16 protein-coding genes and 1 tRNA gene are annotated in these 18,813 nt (G+C 58.1%); 5 read left to right on the top strand and 12 right to left on the bottom strand.

Annotation, left to right across the window (positions count from 1 at the left end; genetic code table 11):
* Positions 1-92: 92 nt before the first annotated feature.
* The 6 genes from guaB to rpmE form a co-directional block, all read right to left on the bottom strand.
* The gene (gene guaB, locus P273_RS0101145) at positions 93-1,640 is read right to left on the bottom strand and encodes an IMP dehydrogenase (RefSeq protein ID WP_024626690.1); all 1,548 of its coding nucleotides are present in this window, start codon (positions 1,638-1,640) and stop codon (positions 93-95) included.
* Positions 1,641-1,706: 66 nt separating this feature from the next.
* The gene (locus P273_RS0101150; RefSeq protein ID WP_024626691.1) at positions 1,707-2,897 is read right to left on the bottom strand and encodes an MraY family glycosyltransferase; all 1,191 of its coding nucleotides are present in this window, start codon (positions 2,895-2,897) and stop codon (positions 1,707-1,709) included.
* Complete coding sequence (locus tag P273_RS0101155) at positions 2,894-3,541, bottom strand: L-threonylcarbamoyladenylate synthase (protein ID WP_253269547.1); 648 nt, start codon at positions 3,539-3,541, stop codon at positions 2,894-2,896. The genes P273_RS0101150 and P273_RS0101155 overlap by 4 nt, the downstream gene beginning before the upstream one ends.
* Before the next feature lie 88 nt (positions 3,542-3,629).
* Positions 3,630-4,589, bottom strand: a complete 960-nt coding sequence (gene prmC / locus P273_RS0101160) for a peptide chain release factor N(5)-glutamine methyltransferase (protein WP_081709199.1) — start codon at positions 4,587-4,589, stop codon at positions 3,630-3,632.
* Positions 4,586-5,674, bottom strand: a complete 1,089-nt coding sequence (gene prfA, locus P273_RS0101165) for a peptide chain release factor 1 (protein WP_024626694.1) — start codon at positions 5,672-5,674, stop codon at positions 4,586-4,588. The genes prmC and prfA overlap by 4 nt, the downstream gene beginning before the upstream one ends.
* Positions 5,675-5,777: 103 nt before the next feature.
* Positions 5,778-5,990: a 50S ribosomal protein L31 gene (gene rpmE, locus P273_RS0101170; protein WP_015022244.1), complete on the bottom strand. Its 213-nt coding sequence runs from the start codon at positions 5,988-5,990 to the stop codon at positions 5,778-5,780.
* Between the two features lie 207 nt (positions 5,991-6,197).
* Between rpmE and P273_RS0101175 the strand changes: the two genes are divergently transcribed.
* On the top strand, positions 6,198-6,971 hold the full coding sequence (locus P273_RS0101175; RefSeq protein WP_024626695.1) for a (S)-acetoin forming diacetyl reductase: 774 nt from the start codon (positions 6,198-6,200) through the stop codon (positions 6,969-6,971).
* A gap of 88 nt (positions 6,972-7,059) precedes the next feature.
* On the opposite strand, the gene P273_RS0101180 is transcribed toward P273_RS0101175, so the two are convergent.
* Complete coding sequence (locus tag P273_RS0101180) at positions 7,060-8,271, bottom strand: MalY/PatB family protein (protein WP_024626696.1); 1,212 nt, start codon at positions 8,269-8,271, stop codon at positions 7,060-7,062.
* Between the two features lie 141 nt (positions 8,272-8,412).
* On the opposite strand from P273_RS0101180, the gene P273_RS0101185 reads away from it, so the two are divergent.
* Entirely contained in the window at positions 8,413-9,189 is a 777-nt protein-coding gene (locus tag P273_RS0101185) for a transcriptional regulator (protein WP_024626697.1), read from the top strand.
* A 1,398-nt stretch (positions 9,190-10,587) separates the two neighbouring features.
* Complete coding sequence (locus tag P273_RS0101190) at positions 10,588-11,295, top strand: hypothetical protein (protein WP_155804664.1); 708 nt, start codon at positions 10,588-10,590, stop codon at positions 11,293-11,295.
* A gap of 345 nt (positions 11,296-11,640) precedes the next feature.
* Here P273_RS0101190 and P273_RS0101195 read toward each other — a convergent pair.
* The 3 genes from P273_RS0101195 to P273_RS0101205 form a co-directional block, all read right to left on the bottom strand.
* Positions 11,641-11,714, bottom strand: a tRNA-Ile gene (locus P273_RS0101195).
* A 70-nt stretch (positions 11,715-11,784) separates the two neighbouring features.
* On the bottom strand, positions 11,785-13,413 hold the full coding sequence (locus tag P273_RS0101200) for an ABC transporter substrate-binding protein (RefSeq protein ID WP_024626699.1): 1,629 nt from the start codon (positions 13,411-13,413) through the stop codon (positions 11,785-11,787).
* 93 nt (positions 13,414-13,506) lie between these two features.
* Positions 13,507-14,133: an ECF transporter S component gene (locus tag P273_RS0101205; protein WP_024626700.1), complete on the bottom strand. Its 627-nt coding sequence runs from the start codon at positions 14,131-14,133 to the stop codon at positions 13,507-13,509.
* A 304-nt stretch (positions 14,134-14,437) separates the two neighbouring features.
* On the opposite strand from P273_RS0101205, the gene ettA reads away from it, so the two are divergent.
* Both ettA and P273_RS0101215 read left to right on the top strand, forming a co-directional pair.
* Positions 14,438-16,114, top strand: coding sequence for an energy-dependent translational throttle protein EttA (gene ettA / locus P273_RS0101210; protein WP_024626701.1), 1,677 nt, complete (start codon positions 14,438-14,440; stop codon positions 16,112-16,114).
* A 39-nt stretch (positions 16,115-16,153) separates the two neighbouring features.
* On the top strand, positions 16,154-17,068 hold the full coding sequence (locus tag P273_RS0101215) for an acyl-CoA thioesterase II (protein ID WP_024626702.1): 915 nt from the start codon (positions 16,154-16,156) through the stop codon (positions 17,066-17,068).
* A gap of 104 nt (positions 17,069-17,172) precedes the next feature.
* On the opposite strand, the gene P273_RS0101220 is transcribed toward P273_RS0101215, so the two are convergent.
* Both P273_RS0101220 and P273_RS0101225 read right to left on the bottom strand, forming a co-directional pair.
* Positions 17,173-17,727: a DUF3180 domain-containing protein gene (locus tag P273_RS0101220; protein WP_024626703.1), complete on the bottom strand. Its 555-nt coding sequence runs from the start codon at positions 17,725-17,727 to the stop codon at positions 17,173-17,175.
* Entirely contained in the window at positions 17,724-18,806 is a 1,083-nt protein-coding gene (locus P273_RS0101225) for a dihydroneopterin aldolase (RefSeq protein ID WP_024626704.1), read from the bottom strand. Before P273_RS0101225 ends, P273_RS0101220 begins: the two co-directional genes overlap by 4 nt.
* Positions 18,807-18,813 lie beyond the last annotated feature (7 nt).

Below are 18,813 nucleotides of genomic sequence, written 5' to 3' on the forward strand. Positions count from 1 at the left end.
TCAGTCCGGCCGACCGGATCGCAACTGACATGAGATATGCAATCGGCGCAGGTCCTGATGAGATCCTGCGCCGATCACCTGCCTATCTAGGCTCAGTTGTGGAAGCCTGAGTAGTTGGGGGCTTCCTTGGTCATGACGATGTCATGGGGATGCGATTCACGCAGCCCGGCATCGGTGATCCGAATGAACCGGCCCTTGCGCTGCAGCTCCGGGATGGTGCGGGCACCGGTATAGAACATGGTCTGGTGCAGGCCGCCGACCAGCTCGTAGAGCACATAGTTGAGCGGACCGCGGTAGGGCACCTCGCCCTCGACACCCTCGGGCACCACCTTGTCGGAGCTGGTCACATCGGCCTGGAAGTAGCGATCCTTGGAATAGCTCTTCTTGCCGCGCGGGGCCATGGCACCCAGTGAGCCCATACCCCGATAGACCTTGTACTGCTTGCCATGCAGGAGGACCTTCTCGCCAGGAGCCTCCTCAGTGCCTGCCAGCAGACCACCCAGCATGACCGAATCGGCTCCTGCCACGATGGCCTTGGCAATGTCGCCCGAATAATGGATTCCGCCGTCGGCCACCAGAGGGATACCGGCAGGACGGCAGGCCAGCGCGGCATCGTAGACGGCGGTCAGTTGGGGCACGCCCACACCGGCCACCACACGGGTGGTGCAAATGGAACCGGGGCCCACACCGACCTTGACCGCGTCGACGCCGGCATCGATCAGCGCCTGGGCACCCTCACGGGTGGCCACGTTGCCGCCGATCACATCCACATGGTCGAAGGCATGATCTGCCTTGATCCGACGGATCATGTCCAGCATGAGCTTGGCGTGGCCATGGGCGGTATCCACGACCAGAATATCGACCCCGGCATCAGCCAGGGCAGTGATGCGCTGCCAGGCATCACCGAAGAAGCCCACGGCAGCAGCCACACGCAGCCGTCCGCGCTCATCCTTGGTGGCCTCGGGGTACTGCTCGGTCTTGACGAAGTCTTTGACGGTGATCAACCCGGTCAGTTTGCCCTCGCTATCGACCAGGGGAAGCTTCTCCACCTTGTACTTGGCCAAAAGCTGGTGGGCGTCTTCCTTGGTGATGTTGGACGGACCGGTGATCAGATGATCCTTGGTCATGATGTCGCTGACCTTGAGTCTGTCGAAGTCAGCAGGATTGACGAAGCGCATGTCGCGGTTGGTGATGATGCCCACCAGCCGCTGCCGACGATCCACCACAGGCAGACCAGAGACCTTGTAGGTGGAGCAGAGCTTGTCCAGGTCGGTCAGTGTGGCATCCGGGGTGACGGTTAGGGGGTCGGAGATCATGCCGGACTCGGACCGCTTGACGATGTCGACCTGATTGGCCTGATCTTCGATGCTGAGATTGCGGTGAAGGACGCCGATGCCGCCGTTGCGGGCCATGGCCACGGCCATGGTGGCCTCGGTGACGGTATCCATGGCAGCCGAGAGGACCGGGGACTTCATGGTGATGTTCCGAGTCAGCCGGGTGGTGGTATCTACCTCGGAGGGGATGACATCGGATTCGTTGGGAAGCAGGAGGACGTCATCATAGGCCAGACCGATTTTCTGGAAGGCGTCGGGAAGTTGAGTGTAGGAGGAGGGTTCGCTTTGTGGGTTTTCCATAGCCATAGCACCATGCTACAAGTGCTTCTTGACCGTTCACTGCACCGTGTCCGCACTATTTCATTGGGTGAATCAATTGTCCTGATCTTTATCGTGGCGGCTCTTGCGATGCCAGTGCGGTCTGGCCGCATGCTGTGAACCTTGGGCGGCGAGAAGAGCGTTCTCACGCCTGATTTCGGGAAGGCGGCGACGATAGTAGGGGTAGAGTGTAGCGAAGGTCAGCAGTATGGCGGCCAGGGCCAGACCGATCAAGACATATCTCAGAGGGAAGAAAAGAATAAAGAGCGAGCCGAAGGCAATCAGGGCGGCCCAGCCCCAGAGGATCAGGACCGCGGAACGAACGGTGTGACCGATGCGCAGCATACGGTGGTGCAGGTGCATGCGGTCGGGGTGCATGGGTGATTGCCCGTGGCTGAGCCGCCGGACAATGGCCAGGCACATGTCCAGAACAGGCAGGAAGAGCACCAGGATGGGCAAAAGAATGGGCATAAAGGCCGGCAGATAGATGCTGGCATGAATGGTGGCTGGATCCAGCCGTCCGGTGACCACAATGGAGGCACAGGTGATCAAGTAACCCAGCAGCATGGATCCTGAGTCGCCCATGAAGAGCTTGGCCGGATGCCAATTGTGCAGGAGGAACCCCACGCAAATGCCCACCATGGCCACGTCGATCAGCGTGGCCAGGGAGGCATAGTCGGGCGAGATGCGGGCGATGATATAGGAGTAGATGGCGAAGGCGATGCCCCCGATGGCCACGATGCCCGCAGCCAGGCCGTCCAGTCCGTCCACGAAGTTGACCGCGTTGATGGAGGCCACGATCAGGAAAGCCGTGATGGCCATGGACAGACTGGGCGAGGCCGCCACCAGGGATCCCAGAGGCAGGGAGATGATCTGGATGCCACCCCAGGAGACGAAGACCGAAATCAGTAGCTGGCCTGCCAGCTTGAGCATCCAATCCAGGTCCCAGAGGTCGTCGGCTATGCCCAGCAGGCAGATGGCCACGGCCCCGGCCAGAATGACCCAGGCCTGATGGCCGGACTGGAAGAGGCCCGTGATGAAGGGGATGCGCGAGGCGAAACACATGGCCACGGCAAAGCCGATCAGCATGCCCAGACCGCCCATACGGGGGGTGGGAACCTTATGTACGTCGCGAGCGCGAACCACACCTACAGCACCAACCCGGATGGCGAGATGACGAACCATGGGCATGACCAGCCAGGTGGCTCCGCCAGCGATGGCAGCAATGAACAGGTATACCCTCACTGGCCCTCCCCTTTGCTGCTTCGACTAGACAGTATTGCACGAACCCGAGCCTCACCGATTACGCCCTGCCGAAGCACGTGTATTCCGTCAGGATCAGTCTTGTCGGCTTCCACCACCGTGCTGGCCACTGAGCCAGGGGTCGGTCCCCCATCCAGGTAGAGATCGACGCTGTCACCCAGATCGGCTCTGGCCTGCTGGACGGTTTCCACACTTGGGTTACCCGATCGATTGGCACTGGAAGCAGCCAAAGGGCCGGTCACCTGCAGGAGTGCCCGACAGATGGACGAGTCAGGCACTCTGACGGCCTGAGTAGGTCCATCGGGTTCCATCCGAGGGGTGCGCAGGGGGCAGGACTTCCCCACAAGGGCAATAGGCGAAAAGGGACCCGGCAACAGTGCGTCGGCCAGGCGATCAAGAGGCGCAGGCAGGTTAAGATCCAGCCGGTCCATGGCCTGGACCCCATCCAGCAGTACCTGGATGGACTTGGTCCTGGGACGGTGCTTGGCCTGGAAGAGCCGATCGATGGCCGCGTCATTGCATGGATCGCAGACAATGCCATAGACCGTGTCGGTAGGAATGACCGCCAGCCCCCCGGCGGCCACCACCTGGGCCAGCAACTGCGGCGACCGACTGTCATAGGTCATCACCCGGCTCATACCCTGCATCACGACCTTTCGGCTCGACATGTTCATGTGACCAGCTACCAATCTATCCCAGGACCACGGCAGACCGCTAGGATGCAGGGTCTGGCCGCCGAGCTGTCAAGTAGCGGTCGCGGCCGGTTAGGTCTTGGTGCGTATACGCCTGAAGATACCCCCGATCCAGTGCTGCAGTGACCATGGCCGGCCCCTGGGAGGCATCATGCTCCATGACCAGCAGACCGCCGGGAGCCAACAAAATCATGGCCCTGTCCAGAATGCGGCAAGGCAAAAGACACCCGTCGGGCGAACCGCCATAGAGGGCCAGGTCCGGATCCCAGTCCCGCACCTCCGGCTGGCTAGGAATCGCATCCATGGGGACGTAGGGAGGATTGCTGATGACCAGATCCACCTGGGCATTCAGATCAGACAGGGTAGCGGGTTCCATGGCATCAGCCAAGAGCAACTGATAGTCGGATCCAGCCTCCCGAATGGCAGCCTCTTGAGCGGCGGCATTCAATGCACCCCACCGATATGCCTCCTTGTCCACCTCTACGGCCCGGACCCGCGCTCCTGGAACTTCTATAGCCAAGGACAACCCAATGGCCCCGCTGCCGGAGCACAGATCCACCACTAGAGGATGATCCACTCCACTCAAGGCATCCACTCCTGCCTGGACCACTGTTTCGGTCTCAGGACGAGGGATAAAGACCCCCGGCCCCAGGCGGAGATCCAAATAACGGAAGTAGGCGTGGCCGAGAATGTACTGCAAGGGTTCGCGTCCGGCTCGCCTTTGCAGATAGGACTGATAACGATCCAAGGCAGCCGACTGGGGAACATCGGCCTGCCCGCGACCAACTCCATTTGTCAGCAGTTCCTCAACAGTCCGATCCAAGAGCAGAGCCTGATCCAGCTGATGAAGATCGCACCCAAGGATATCGGCCAGCAGTAGCCTGGCATCATTGAGCGGGGTGGGCAGACCGGCCTGAGCCAACAGACGATGGCCCTGATCAACCAGCGCAGCCAGACTGGTCCCATGCTCCTGCTTATTCACCCCTGTGAAGCCATTCTGCGGGCCTCATCGGCCTGAATATCGGAGTCGATAACGGCCTGTAGATCGCCGTCCAGCACCTGCTCCAGGTTGTAGGCCTTATAGCCGGTGCGATGATCCACAATCCGGCTCTCGGGGAAGTTGTAGGTCCTGATGCGCTCGGACCGGTCCAGGGAACGTACCTGGGAATGGCGCATGTCGGCGGCCTGAGCGGCCTCCTCCTCGTGCTTCATGGCCAGCAGACGGGACTTGAGCACCCGCAGGGCGGCCTGACGATTCTGTATCTGGGATTTCTCATCCTGCATGGAAACCACGATGCCGGTGGGAATGTGGGTCATGCGCACAGCGGAGTAGGTGGTGTTGACGGACTGTCCTCCAGGGCCGGAGCTCATGAAGATGTCAACCTTGAGGTCCTTGGGATCAATCTCGATCTCGTCGTCGTCCTCGTCAGCCTCGGGAAAGACGATGACTCCAGCGGCTGAAGTCTGAATACGACCCTGAGACTCGGTGACGGGAATGCGCTGGACCCGATGGACGCCGCCCTCGTACTTGAGGGAAGCCCAGACGCCGTCGGCCGGAGCCACCTGACCGCGAGCGCGAATGGCCAGCTGGGCATCCTTGACCCCGCCCAGCTGAGTACGGTTCTCACTCATGATCTCGGTCGTCCAACCGCGTTTTTCGGCATAACGCACATACATACGCATCAGATCGCCAGCGAAGAGGGCCGCCTCCTCGCCGCCGCTGCCTGCCTTGATCTCCATGATCGTATCGCGGCCATCATCGGGGTCTCGTGGAATAAGAGCGGTGCGTAGCGTCTGTTCCAGATCCGGTATGCGGTCAGCCATGGCTTTGGCTTCTTCGGCGAAGTCAGGATCCTCCTGTGCCATCTGTTCGGCTGCCTGGCTGTCTTCCAAGGCGCTTTGATAGGCCTTGTAGGCTTCAACAATGGGAGCGAGCTCAGCATGTCTGCGGCCCAACTTGCGGATCTGCGCCGGATCGGAAGCCGTTTCGGGCTGGCTCATCTGCTTTTCCAGGCGACCGTACTCCTCGACGGCAGCCACCGCCGCCGGAAACTGCTCCTCGCTCATCTACACCCTTCCCGTCCGCTCATCAGCTTGATTCAAGTCATAAAAAACGCCAGTCCCCACCGGGCATAGCAGAGCGACCCGGAAGGGACTGGCGTTGGAAGTGCTACTTGGTCCTCTTGCCGTAACGGGCTTCGAACCGAGCCACGCGACCACCGGTGTCCAGAATCTTCTGCTTGCCGGTGTAGAAGGGGTGGCAGTGCGAGCAGACATCAACCGTCATATGATCGCCGGGAGCGGTCGAACGGGTGATGAAGGTATTGCCGCACGAGCACGTGACCTCAACGGGATGATAATCGGGATGAATTCCCTGCTTCATGGTTACTCCTAGATCCAAGGGCCCCGGGTCGACCGCCCCTGTGGCGGACGTGAACCGGCAACCGCGTAATAGTTTAGCGCAACCCGGGGAGAATACGACCCCCTTGCGCCACACGCCGAATCGACCAACCGGTGTGGCGAGCCGCGAGCCCTCTAGAATCAAACAGTCGGACCGACCGGCCCGGCGAGGCGACAAAGGAGGGCAGCAATGCAGCAGGAAGTGGCATTCGTTACAGGAGCGGCTCAGGGGATCGGCGAGGCCATCGCCCGCCGCCTGGCCAAGGATGGGTTCGCCGTGGCCGTGGCCGACATGAACACCGACAAGGCCCAGGCAGTGGCCGACTCCATCAATCAATCAGACGGACGGGCGATGGCTGTCACCCTGGACGTGACCGATCGTGTCCAGGTGCGCTCCGCCGTCGAGAAGACTGCTACCAAACTGGGCGACTTCAACGTAATCGTCAACAATGCGGGCCTGGGACCGACCACCCCCATCGAGTCCATCACCCCGGAGTTGTTCGACAAGGTTTACCACGTCAACGTGGCAGGAACCATCTGGGGGATGCAGGCCGCCGTTCAGGCCTTCCGTGATCGGGGTCACGGGGGTAAGATCATCAACGCCACCAGCCAGGCCGGCGTGGTGGGCAACCCCAACCTGATGCTCTATTCCTCCACCAAGTTCGCCATCCGTGGCCTGACCCAGGTGGCTGCGCGCGATCTGGCCAAGGAGGGCATCACCGCCAACGCCTACGCCCCCGGCATCGTCAAGACGCCCATGATGATGGATATCGCTCATCAGGTCGGGGCCAACGCAGGCAAGGACGACGAGTGGGGCATGTCCACCTTCTCGGACGGCATCGCCCTGGGACGGCTTTCCGAGCCGGAGGATGTGGCCAATGCCGTAGCCTTCCTGGCCGGACACGACTCTGACTACGTAACCGGCCAGACCCTGATCGTGGACGGCGGCATGCAATTCCAGTGAGTTTCCCGTCCGGATTCGCCCATATATGATGGACCCCCGCCGACCGGTTCTTTCCGATGGCGAGGGTCCACGATCATGCAGAGATCGTTCAGGCGTTGAAGACGTACTTGTCCAGACGGTCCATAGCCTCCCGGACCCGGCTCAAAGGCAGCGCCAGGTTCATGCGGATGGCACAGGGAGCTTTGAACTGCCGCCCGTCCTGGACGACCACGCCCACATCCCAGGCACGCTTCAGCAGCTGGTCCAGGCTCAGATCGTGGTCCTTGCACCATTGCGTGCAGTCAAGGAAGAGCATGTAGGTGCCCTGGGGCTTGGAGAGCTCGACTCCCTGGAAATGCTGCCGGATGTAATCGTAGGCATAGTCCACATTCCCGGTCAGGACCTGCCGGAGTTCATCCAGCCACTCCTGACCTTGAGGCTTATAGGCCCCGATCAGGGCATGCATGGACAGCACGTTCATATCGTTGTAGTGGGCCTTGGACCCCTTGGCCACAATCCTGTCGCGCAGATACTTGTTGTAGATGATGTGGTAGGAGCCGACCAGCCCGGCCAGGTTGAAGGTCTTGCTGGGCGCATAGAAGGCAGCCGTCCTGTTGCGGGCATCCTCGCTGACCGACTGGGTGGGGATATGCTTGTGGCCCGACAGGATCAAGTCTGACCAGATCTCGTCGGAGATGACCACGCAGTCGTTCTCCTTATATACTTCCATGGCCTTCTCGATCTCCCACTTCTCCCAGACACGGCCACAGGGATTGTGTGGGCTGCAGAAGACCGCTACATGGATATTGTTTTCCTTGAGCTTGCGATCCATGTCCTCAAAGTCCATGCGCCAGACGCCCTGCTCGTCCTTCTTCAGCGGGCTGTGCACGATGTGGTATCCGTTGTTTTCGATGCAGGACGTGAAGCCGACATAGGTCGGGCTGTGGAGCAATACTGCATCGCCAGGTGCGGCAAAGGCTGTCAAAGTCGAGACAACACCACCCAGGACTCCGTTCTCATAGCCGATATCCTCGGCCATCAGGCCCTCCACACCATTGCGGGTGCGCTGCCAGTTGATGATGGCATTGTAGTACTCGTCAGTGGGATTGAAGTAGCCGAAGGCCGGATGCTTGGCACGCTCGATGATGGCCTCGGGTATGGTCGGCACCGTAGGAAAGTTCATATCGGCCACCCACATGGGGATGACATCGAAGCCCTCCTTGGGAGGGTCGGGGGCGAATCCAGGCTCGGCACCCAGGCCATCAACCGCGATGGCGTCCTTGCCGTGCCTATCCATGATGCTGGTGAAATCGTATGTCATAGTCAACCTCTCATCCCGTGCAGATGCGCTCGCAGCGACCTCCAGCCAGTCTACTGCCGTGGGCTCCATCCGAGTGTCTGCGTCTAATACCAAAACCTCGATGGTACTATCTGGCTTTAGTCAGTGGATGGGGTGACCAGAATGAGAGCATCAAAGCCTGTATCATCTTCTCTACAGCTTTTCGTCCCACTCGTGGATTTTCTGGGTAAAATCCTCGGGCCCAAGACGGAAGTGGTGCTTCAGAATGTCAAGGATTTCTCGCATTCGGTGGTTGCCATCGCCAACGGCAATTTGAGTGGACGCACTATAGGCAGCCCCGCCACCGACCTTGTCATGCACATCTGGCAGAACCACGAATACGATCAGCACAACTATCTGACCCATTACACGAGCTACACCATCCAGGGACACCCTATGGTCTCCTCTACTCTTTTCGTGCGGAATTCCAGAGGACGGGTGATCGGCTTTCTCTGCATCAATTTTGACAATTCCGCCTTCCGACAGGCCAGCCAAGAGCTCAGGCGGGCAAGCGCTTATCTGGACGCTCTAGGACTAGCCGATCCTACTGCGGAGCTGAAAGACGATGGGGCCGCACCAGAAAAATCAGATACCGAGAACGGGATCGATCAATCGACCCGTGAAGTGCTCTCAGTCAGCACAGACGAAGTAGTTACGCATAATATCGCCGAGTTTGCTGCCCAGCTCGGTATTCCTCCGGCAAGGATGAACCGGCAGGAGCGCCTGCAACTGATCACACGCCTGGAGGGCTCGGGGGTCTTCCTGATCAAGGGCTCAGTGGACACGGTTGCCCGGACTCTCGGGATCTCCTCCCCCAGCGTCTACCGCTACTTGCATACGATACGCAGTGCTGCTGCAGGCCCTGATCAGAGCACATCGGCTCGCCCTACTCAGCTTTGACACACCCCCTCCAAGGTGTATGATTAAGAACAGATATACGGGGGACGTATACACGATGGACCTACAGGGGCTGAACTATTTTCAGTTCCAGAGGAGATGTACATGCGTATAGTTTCCCGGCATATGCCGACGGCTCCTACTCGAGCACGTCCCGTATTCTTTTCCCTGATAAATTCCCATACTTAGCGGTTCTACGGAAACGCTTCCGGATTATTGTGTTATGCGCAGATCTTATGGCTGTCTACGTATGCACGCTTGGGGCACCGAGAAGTGGATATACACCGAGAGTGCTCTATGATCCGACATAAAAAACGCGCCTAGCTCTTTTCCCCCGGCTTACATGTGAAGCCATACATATTTGCATCGGTGAATCATGGATGCTAGAGCTAGGCGGCGAGAGGACGGCCCCGACAATAGCCGGGGCTGGTCCTTCTACTAAGACTATCAAGAAAGTTCGGGGGACAAAACTATCGCTATCCCACTGGCGGTCAGCAAAGATGCATATTAATGATGACCAACTAATATGCTTAGCTTATTGACAAATACTGCGTCTACTCTCTATTCGATGAGCGAGCTCATCTCTTTGTCTAAACAACTTTGAGATTTTCCGTGATACATCCGGCATATTTGAAGCATAAGTGAGGAATTAAAGCATAAACGAACATCGTTATCCTCACGATCCTTATCCTCAAGACACGCGAGAAAACAGGATTGTTCAATTCACTAAGAACCAATCAATTGCCTATGGTGCCGCACGTTCATTTACGAGTTCACTCAATGACTGTGTATTACGACGGTAGTGCAGGCATAAATTATCTATCTATACAGAGATTTCAAAACAGCAAGAAGAACATCTTTTAAACCCCCAAAACAAGTCGCATAACTCCCTCGAAAACTGAAACGCATGCAAAGTCGACGCCGCTTTACAAAACGCCAGCAAGCACAACAGCATGCTCTGCGAGCTGTATTTTAAATGTACGCAACAGCCATGGCGAAAACGCGATCATGTTACTCAGACGGCATTGTAGGTAATATAAAGAATCGAGAATACTTGTCATAGTTGGATAGAAAATGCATACGTCTTTAATCGAAATGATTCGAAGGACTCTGACATGGCCTTCTGTGTGGTTGGCGTTTATCTGCTCTGTAAATCTTTGTCAAAGCTAGTTACTTCTTCGACGATCTATATATGGGTACAACCAAAGTACATTCCCACAAGACCAAATTCAGCATTTGCAATCAAGCAATAATATCAAGAAGCCGAGTCAGCAAGTGATTTATGCACGCAAAGACAAATGTCGTGAAAAGTACCTGAGCATGCAAGTCTTTCAGCGCTTTACACTAATAGTGTGCTGCTCGTTCGGTCATCGATGATTGTACCAAGGAGCGATCATAGATATGAATAAACAAACTAGTGAGCTCTTCCCTGCTGATACTAAGGAAAGTACAAGCGTATTGACTCCAGTTAAAAGTACAGCATCAACAGATGCTGCCACTCCTCCAGTTCCGCCTCCCGACAGCGGCAACGCTAAACCTACCGGGCACCACACCCACAAAAGCAAATCTGGCAAATCTATGTGGAAGACAGCTTGCATAGTTTTGCTCGCCTTCATCATCGGATTAAGTTTCAGCTCATGTCACGGCTCCGATCCCAAAGCTTCTCAAGACTACAAAGACCTCCAGTCGAATTACTCAAAGTCACAAAGCAATCTGCATAAGGCTCGTAGGGAATTGCTTGACGCGCAAAGACAAGTCAAAAAAGTCCAAGACAAAGCCGATAAGTGGGATAAGGAGCAGGCCGATAAGAAAGAGGCCGAACAAAAAGCCGAACAAGACAAGAAGAACCAAGAGAAAGCTGCAGCAGACAAAGCTGCACAAGAGAAAGCAGCCGCAGATCAAGCCGCACAAATACAAGCTCAACAGCAACAATTCCAAGCCCAACAGCAAGCCCAACAGCAGCAGATGCAGCTACAACCTCGCTCACAAAGCACTGTACACCGCGGAGCATTTTGTTCAGGAGCAGGATCCACTGGAGCATCTGACCAAAATGGCACCACTCTAACCTGCAGAACAGCCAAAGATGGTCGCCTGCGATGGATGAACTAACAGGGTGGAAAAGCACTGAATTCCAAAATGAGAAGACCCGACATAGAAAGTTCAATTAATACATGAGCAGGTATAGCTTCAAATGCTAAAAAAAAAAACAAGGCTCTCATCCCTGTCCATGAGAAGAAACGTCAAGCTGTAATATAAACCCTTAAATGAAAGGCTCTACCAGATGAGTGTCTAATTTCTAAATTACTTTCAGATGAATAAAGTCAAGAAGACTCTTTTGGAACAGTGACAAGCCAATGGTTTTCTCGTGAAACTTAAAAGACACTCGTTCTATCATTTATCTTGGTGCAATGTAAAACCCCCGCAGACTCTGTGCCTGTAGGGGTTTCGTTTATGTGGGGCCTCAGGGGCTTGAACCCTGGACCGAACGATTATGAGTCGTTTGCTCTAACCGACTGAGCTAAGGCCCCGCGCCGATTGTATCGGCCAGAGTCATGGTATCAAAACGACTCGTCATCAAGCAGATCCGGATTGTCGGAACTACTTGGTGACCTGGTTGTAGACAGGCAGACCCATGTATCCGAAAGGAGCCTGGCGAACCTGCTTGCCGGCCACCGCCGATACCTTCCTGTACCAGAGCGGCAGCACCGGAAGATCCTTGAAGAGGACGGCCTCGGCCTGGCGATAATCCTGCATGGCTTCGTCCTGATCGGTCTTGGAGGCGGCACGGGAGAGGATGGCATCATATTCAGCACTCTTGTAGTCCCCGTTGTTCAGACCCTTGCCATCAGCCTGGCTGGAGGCATATCCCTGAACCAGGTAGCCTTCGGGGTGGGGATAGTCCGAGGTAATGCCCGAATTGAAAATACTGTTGACCTGACGGTTATGAACTGCCGTATTGAATTCCTTGCCCGTCGGGAAGATATTCGGTTCCGTCTTGATGCCCAGAACCTGGGCGTACTCATGCAGAACCGCATCAACCCAATCCTTGTCGGTTCCGTCAGCACTGTAAGCAATGCGAAGCGTACCCTCCCAGGGAGCGATGGCGTCAGCCTCCTTCCATAGTTTACGAGCCTGATCAGGATCGTGCTTCAGTACCTCTTTGCCTTTGATGTCGGAGGCATTCCCCTTGATGGTGGGGGCGAGGAAATCAGTGGCCGGCGTAACCGAACCAGCGAAGACCTTGTCGGCTATTTTCGCGCGATCCAGAGCATATGACAGAGCCTTCCGGCGAAGAGCGCCCTCCTCCCCCTGGAAATGCTGCAGGCCCTGCGGGATGGTCAGGGAGCGGAAGGCTGGCCCCGGCTTGATCAAGGGCTGCAGGCCCGAATCGGCGTGGAAGGTTTTCAGACGAGAGACCGGAACCGTATCAAGCACGTCCAGGTGACCGGCTTGAACATCGGCATAAGCGGCATCGAGACTCTGGTAGTCTCTGAATTCCAGGCTTCCGTTCCTGGCCTTGCGAGGCCCCTTGTATTCGGGATCTTTCTCCAGCTTGATCCCCTGATTGGGCACCCATGATTTGAAGCGGTAGGGCCCGTTCCCGATTGGCTTCTTACCGAAGGCCTTGATGTCCTTGTAGGCGGACGACGGCAGGGGAAGGAAGGCCACATCTCCCACCTTGTAGGGGAAGGAGGAATCAGGCTTGCTCATGGTCACCTCCAGGGTCAGGTCGTCAACCACCCGAAGACCAGACAGAGGGGCCTTGGGATCGCCATGTTCGTCCTGCACCTGTTCATACCCGGCGATGGTCGAAAAAGTCGAGGCCCCCAGCTGTCCATTGGCTGCATTCGCCGCAAAGGACCAGGAATCGGCATAGGTCTTGGCTGTGATCTTCTCCCCATCGCTGAAGGTAAGTCCTGGTTTGAGGACAATCGTGTACCGGCTTGCATCCTCATTGGGAGTAATCGATTTGGCCTCGACCAGCGTCTTCCCACCTTTGGCATCGAAGGTGACCAACCCGTCGAAGAGCTGGGTCACCACCTTCCAACCTGCGGTGTCGTTGGTGCTGGAGGGAATCAGCGGCGCCGTTGGTTCGGCATTGTTAACGCTGATGGCGGCCTGGGGGTCGATCCGGTCTTCCTGGGATGCCTGGGAGGTGCCGCAGGCGCCCGCTGCCAGGATTAGGGGCAATACCGCTGCCGCAATGTAGGAACGAAACTTGGTCATGATAGGACCCTTCCTGCCCGGTGCGGGCCTTGTCACAGCTGCAAAACAAACATATGGTCAATACAACAGTCGGTCTAGCGCGGATACCGATGTTCAGACCTGCCTGACATCCCGCCCGGATGCAAGCCGATCCAACGCACCGGTCCTGCCGATAGCCCGGAAGAGAAACCAGCTGGTCAGTCCAGCTAGGACCACCCCACTGATCAGTTCGCAGATGGTGCCGATGATCCCCCTCGGGCTGAGAAGGGAAACCCCCTGATAGTAGAAGGCCAGAAGAAAAGCGTTATAGACCAAGGCTATCAGGATACCCCCCAGAACGGTCGTTCCCAGGGTCCACCGGCGGTAGCGGAAAATTCCGAAAGCCAGTTCCGCACAAAGGGCCTCGACGATGGCCTCCACCAAAATCATCGGCACGTTATAGGCGTTACCAGGCAGAATCTCGACCAGAACACTAATGATTCCGACATATACGGCCGCGCCTGGCTTGCGCAGTATCAACAGGGACAGGGTGCAGGGAAAGTAGAAGACCCCATGCAAAAGGGCCGCCGCCCCGGGAAGTAGGGCGGTCATGAGCGGGAATATCCACGAGGCGAGCAGACTGGCCAACCAGTAAATTAACCCCGATACCGCGCCCAGGCCTGCGCCGACCGCAATGTCCAGCGGCCTCCAGCGCAACCGATGAGATGCGGAAATTTGACCCTGGTGCTGTTTCACCGTCATTGATACTCCCTTACGACCGTCATAGAGCGGACGGCCCATTCCTCATGCGCACAGCGATAGGCCAGAGCCCGCCCATGCCGGCAAGGGCCCGTCCGGCGTTCCTTGACCTGCGCATGCCGGGCGGGAACGTCGACTCAAGGCTACCCCGACCACGGCGGCAGAACCAGGGTCTGGTCATAGGTCTTCTTTATAGGCGGCCATCCGCCTGCCTAACCCTGCTTATCAGCCCGGCGCATAAGTCAGAAGTTCCCACTACCATGAATGCAGTTTGCACTGTCTTTCTAAGGTTCTGTGAGGTAGCTTCTTGGCCGAATTCATTTATCAGATGATCAAGGCGCGCAAGTCCTTCGGCGACCGCGTCATCCTGGACGACGTGACCCTGAGTTTCCTGCCCGGCGCCAAGATTGGCGTGGTGGGCCCCAACGGCATGGGCAAGTCCACCCTGCTGCGGATCATGGCCGGCCTGGACACGGTCAGCAACGGCGAGGCACAGCTTACCCCCGGCTATACGGTAGGCATCCTCCAGCAGGAGCCGCCCTTGGACGAGGACAAAACCGTCGGTGAGAACATTCGTATGGCCTTCGGCGACATCATGAGCAAGGTGGACCGCTTCAACCAGATCGGCGAGCAGATGGCCGATCCCAATGCCGATTACGACGCTCTCATGACCGAGATGGGCCAGCTCCAGGAGCAGATCGATGCCGCCAACGGCTGGGATTTGGACTCCCAGCTGGATCAGGCCATGGACGCCCTGCAGTGCCCCGATCCGGACACCCCGGTCTCGGTCATTTCGGGAGGCGAGCGCCGCCGCGTGGCTCTATGCCGGCTGCTGCTGGAAGCACCCGACCTACTCTTGCTGGACGAGCCCACCAACCACTTGGACGCCGAGTCCATCCTCTGGCTGGAGCAGTACCTGCACACCTACAAGGGTGCCGTCCTGGCCGTGACCCACGACCGGTACTTCCTTGACAATGTGGCCGAGTGGATCTGCGAAGTGGATCGCGGCCACCTCTACCCTTACCAGGGCAACTACTCCACATACTTGGAGACCAAGGCCAAGCGTCTTGAGGTCCAGGGGCAGAAGGATGCCAAGCTGGCCAAGAGACTCAACAACGAACTGGAATGGGTCCGCTCCTCCCCCAAGGCCCGGCAGGCCAAGAACAAGGCCCGCCTGGAACGCTACGAGCAGATGGAGAACGAGGCCCGGAACAACAAGAAGCTGGACTTCTCCGAGATCCAGATTCCGCCGGGTCCCCGTCTGGGCTCCAAGGTGCTGGAGGCCGAGCACATCCACAAGGCCTTCGGTGACCGCGTCCTGATCGATGATCTGAGCTTCACCCTGCCTCGAAACGGCATTGTGGGTGTCATCGGCCCCAATGGCGTGGGCAAGTCCACGCTCTTCAAGACCATCGTGGGCTTGGAGCCGTTGACATCGGGTACCTTGGAAGTCGGCGACACGGTCAAAATCTCCTACGTGGATCAGAACCGCGAGGGTATCGACCCCAACAAGAACCTCTGGGAGGTGGTCTCCGGAGGGCTGGACTTCATCGAGGTCGGCGGCGTCGAGGTGCCTACCCGCGCTTATGTGGCCTCCTTCGGCTTCAAGGGCTCGGATCAGCAGAAGCCGGCCGGCGTCCTCTCCGGTGGCGAGCGCAACAGATTGAACCTGGCACTCACCCTCAAGCAGGGCGGCAACCTGCTCCTGCTGGACGAGCCAACCAACGACTTGGATGTAGAAACCCTGGAGAGCCTGGAGAATGCCCTGCTCGCCTTCCCTGGCTGCGCTGTGGTCATCTCCCACGACCGCTGGTTCTTGGACCGGATCGCCACCCATATCCTGGCCTGGGAGGGCACGGACGAGAATCCGGCCTCCTGGTACTGGTTCGAGGGCAACTTCCAGGCCTACCAGGAGAACAAGGTCAAGCGTCTGGGCGAGGAGGCCTCCAGGCCCCACCGCATCCACCGCAAACTGACCCGCTGAACGAAGCACATCACAAGGGATCGAGGGCCAAGGAGAAGCATGAGCACCGAGGATGAAGCACTGGCCCAGGCCATCGCCGGGTTGAATTTGCAAAAGCAGCAGCCTGCCGATGGCCGTTCCCGCTTTCTGGGCAAATCACTGGACTTTCCCACTGGCCGCCTCTATGGAGGCCAGCTGCTGGGTCAGGCCATCATGGCCGGCGGGCGGACCGTGCCCGAAGGTCGGTTGCCCCACTCGATGCACGCCTATTACCTGCGCACTGGGCTCCTGGATCAGGACGTTCAAGCGGAAGTAGAGACCATCCGTGACGGGCGTTCCTTCTCCTCCAGACGAGTTGATCTGCATCAGGGGGAACGGACCATCCTGAACGCTCTGCTCTCCTACCAGCAGGTCGGCCAGGAGGGCATCCGCTATGCCGACCCCATGCCGACGGGGCTGCCTGACCCGGAGGACCTGTCTGGCTCCCGGGAACTGATGGAACCTTATGCCGACCAGTCCGCTTTCGCGGATTATTACGCCCATCAGAGCCCCTTTGACATGCGTCACGTCGGCGGCACAGTCCTGCTGGATGATGCAGATGATGCAAACAACAAGGATTCCGAGGATGACAGCAGGAGTCGTCAGGCCGTTTGGAGCCGAACCCAGGGAAGAGCCGACCTGGACCCGCTGATGCGCCGGGCCCTGCTAGCCATGGAATGCGATCAGATCATGATGGAGCCCGCCCTGCGTCGTGCCGGACTGAGCATGACCACCCCGGGGATCTCCTTTGCTTCCATCGACCATGCCATGTGGTGGTATCAGGATCTGGACCCCTGCGACTGGCACTGCTTTATTCAGGAATCCCCAGTGGCCGACCACGGACGCAGCCTGTGCATGGCCAAGGTCTACAACCGCCAAGGTGCCCTAGCCGCCTACATGGTTCAGGAAGCCATGATCAGAGTGCCCAAGGACTGAACGCTCACTAGATCATCGCGTATTCTTCCCAAGCAGGGGATCAACAGTGAGGTCGACAGCAGGGCTGTCCTCAGGAATTCCACATTAACGGCCTTGAAGGCTGATCAGCGATGCTTTTCACTGGAATCGGCCTTCAACTCCGCCCTATCAGCGGCATCGGCCGCATCGGTCATAGGTCTTCGTGCGGACTTGTGACGGTCGGGGTTCTCAGGCCCGTCGTCCGGGGGCAGTTGGCAGAGCCACTCCCCCACAGCCCCCGCCACCACATCGATCAAACAGACCAGGGAGGCGACCAGGCACTCCTGCATGACCCGTGTGTAATAGGGCGCACCTGCATGGCCCATGCTGATCAGTGCCTGACTGCTATACCAGCCCAAGAGGGCGGCACAGGCAATGCCCAAGGCCTTGCTCATGATCAACACGTTGACCGCGAAGCGCAAATCCATTTCTTTGCGGTCTCCCTTGGCGTAGCGATGCACCTGGAAGGCCATGATCAGGATGGCCACTCCCAGCAGAAAGAGCAGCACGCTGACCAGCCAGGGAACCCCCATGAGATCCGTCCTGGTGGACATGCCCAGTTCCGAGATGCCGGCACCACCCATCAGCCCAAGAACCAGGGCGACCAGATAGTGCACGAGCGGAGTGCGGCGGGCCCTCATGACAGCCCGTCCAGAATCCAGTCCTCCGAGACCAGACTGATGCGATCGCGGTCAGGAGCACGGCTGGCCAGGCTTGCCAGACAGGTTCCGTCGGCTCCAGGCAGGCAGTGTTCAGGTTCCAAATAAGCCCAGGGAATCAGAATGCGCGATGGAGCATCAGCGGTCAACAGAGGCGGACGGTCCTGAGAGGACAGCACCGAACCATCCAAGGTCTCCACCTCCACCACATCGGCATCCAGTCCGCCCATCTGTCTGATCGGGGCGGCCACCATGTCTAGGGCCGACCGCAGCTCCTCCAGATCCAATGGCGTCTGAAGAATGACCACGGCCGATAGCCGCTGATCCCCCTGATCGTCCCGGTAGGCATACAAGGGCGAGATGCCAACCAGCTGACTGCCGGGGATCCCGTCCAAGGCCGCCAGGGCTCGGAGCATGGTCAACCGATCGGTCCCCGATGCCCCCTCCAGCGCAATCACATCACGCATCAGAAGGCCCTGTAGCTTGACTCCCCCAACAGACGACTGACTCGACGTTTCGTTATCGTTCTCCGAATCTGAGGACAAGCCGTTCTGCGTGGAGGAGGTCACGGGGTGACGCAATCGGGCTTGCGACACATGGCCAGAATCAGCCTGACCAGACAGCAGGAAGGAGGGGTGCCCTAAAGAAGCATTCCCACCGCCGCTAACTCGTCCAGATTCCATGCTGGCCGGGTTGCCGTCCATCTGATCGTCGGCCGCACGCTCCAAGGTGACACCCACCTGAAAGTCGACCCCTGTACCCTGGTCAGCACCCAGACGGGTGACCGTGACCCGTGTGCGGCGGATCTGGTGGGAGAGCAGGATGGCATCAGCCACCTTGGCAGTCAGCGATTCCAGAATCTCATCACCTGGCTCGTTTTGAATCAGGTTGACGATCCGCCGGACAATCTGCACATAGTCCACGGTCTGAGTACCGTCGTTGAGCCTGCCTGCCTCGCTCAAATCCAGGTAGAGGACGGCATCGACCTGGTAGCCGAACCCAGGCTTCTGCTGGTCATGCAGGGGTGCGACCTTGATGGAGCTCAAACGGATGGAATCCATGCTGTAC

The sequence above is a fragment of the Bifidobacterium sp. A11 genome (assembly GCF_000499185.1).
Taxonomy (GTDB): Bacteria; Actinomycetota; Actinomycetes; order Actinomycetales; family Bifidobacteriaceae; genus Bombiscardovia; species Bombiscardovia mizhiensis.

Coding starts and splice junctions, on each gene's coding strand:
- P273_RS0101225 (WP_024626704.1), bottom strand. CDS start 18,806: ATGGATTCCATCCGTTTGAGCTCCATCAAGGTCGCACCCCTGCATGAC.
- P273_RS0101205 (WP_024626700.1), bottom strand. CDS start 14,133: ATGACGGTGAAACAGCACCAGGGTCAAATTTCCGCATCTCATCGGTTG.
- P273_RS0101155 (WP_253269547.1), bottom strand. CDS start 3,541: ATGACCTATGACAGTCGGTCGCCGCAGTTGCTGGCCCAGGTGGTGGCC.
- guaB (WP_024626690.1), bottom strand. CDS start 1,640: ATGGCTATGGAAAACCCACAAAGCGAACCCTCCTCCTACACTCAACTT.
- P273_RS0101220 (WP_024626703.1), bottom strand. CDS start 17,727: ATGAGGGCCCGCCGCACTCCGCTCGTGCACTATCTGGTCGCCCTGGTT.
- P273_RS0101175 (WP_024626695.1), top strand. CDS start 6,198: ATGCAGCAGGAAGTGGCATTCGTTACAGGAGCGGCTCAGGGGATCGGC.
- P273_RS0101185 (WP_024626697.1), top strand. CDS start 8,413: ATGAGAGCATCAAAGCCTGTATCATCTTCTCTACAGCTTTTCGTCCCA.
- P273_RS0101190 (WP_155804664.1), top strand. CDS start 10,588: ATGAATAAACAAACTAGTGAGCTCTTCCCTGCTGATACTAAGGAAAGT.
- P273_RS0101215 (WP_024626702.1), top strand. CDS start 16,154: ATGAGCACCGAGGATGAAGCACTGGCCCAGGCCATCGCCGGGTTGAAT.
- rpmE (WP_015022244.1), bottom strand. CDS start 5,990: ATGAAGCAGGGAATTCATCCCGATTATCATCCCGTTGAGGTCACGTGC.
- P273_RS0101200 (WP_024626699.1), bottom strand. CDS start 13,413: ATGACCAAGTTTCGTTCCTACATTGCGGCAGCGGTATTGCCCCTAATC.
- prfA (WP_024626694.1), bottom strand. CDS start 5,674: ATGAGCGAGGAGCAGTTTCCGGCGGCGGTGGCTGCCGTCGAGGAGTAC.
- P273_RS0101180 (WP_024626696.1), bottom strand. CDS start 8,271: ATGACATACGATTTCACCAGCATCATGGATAGGCACGGCAAGGACGCC.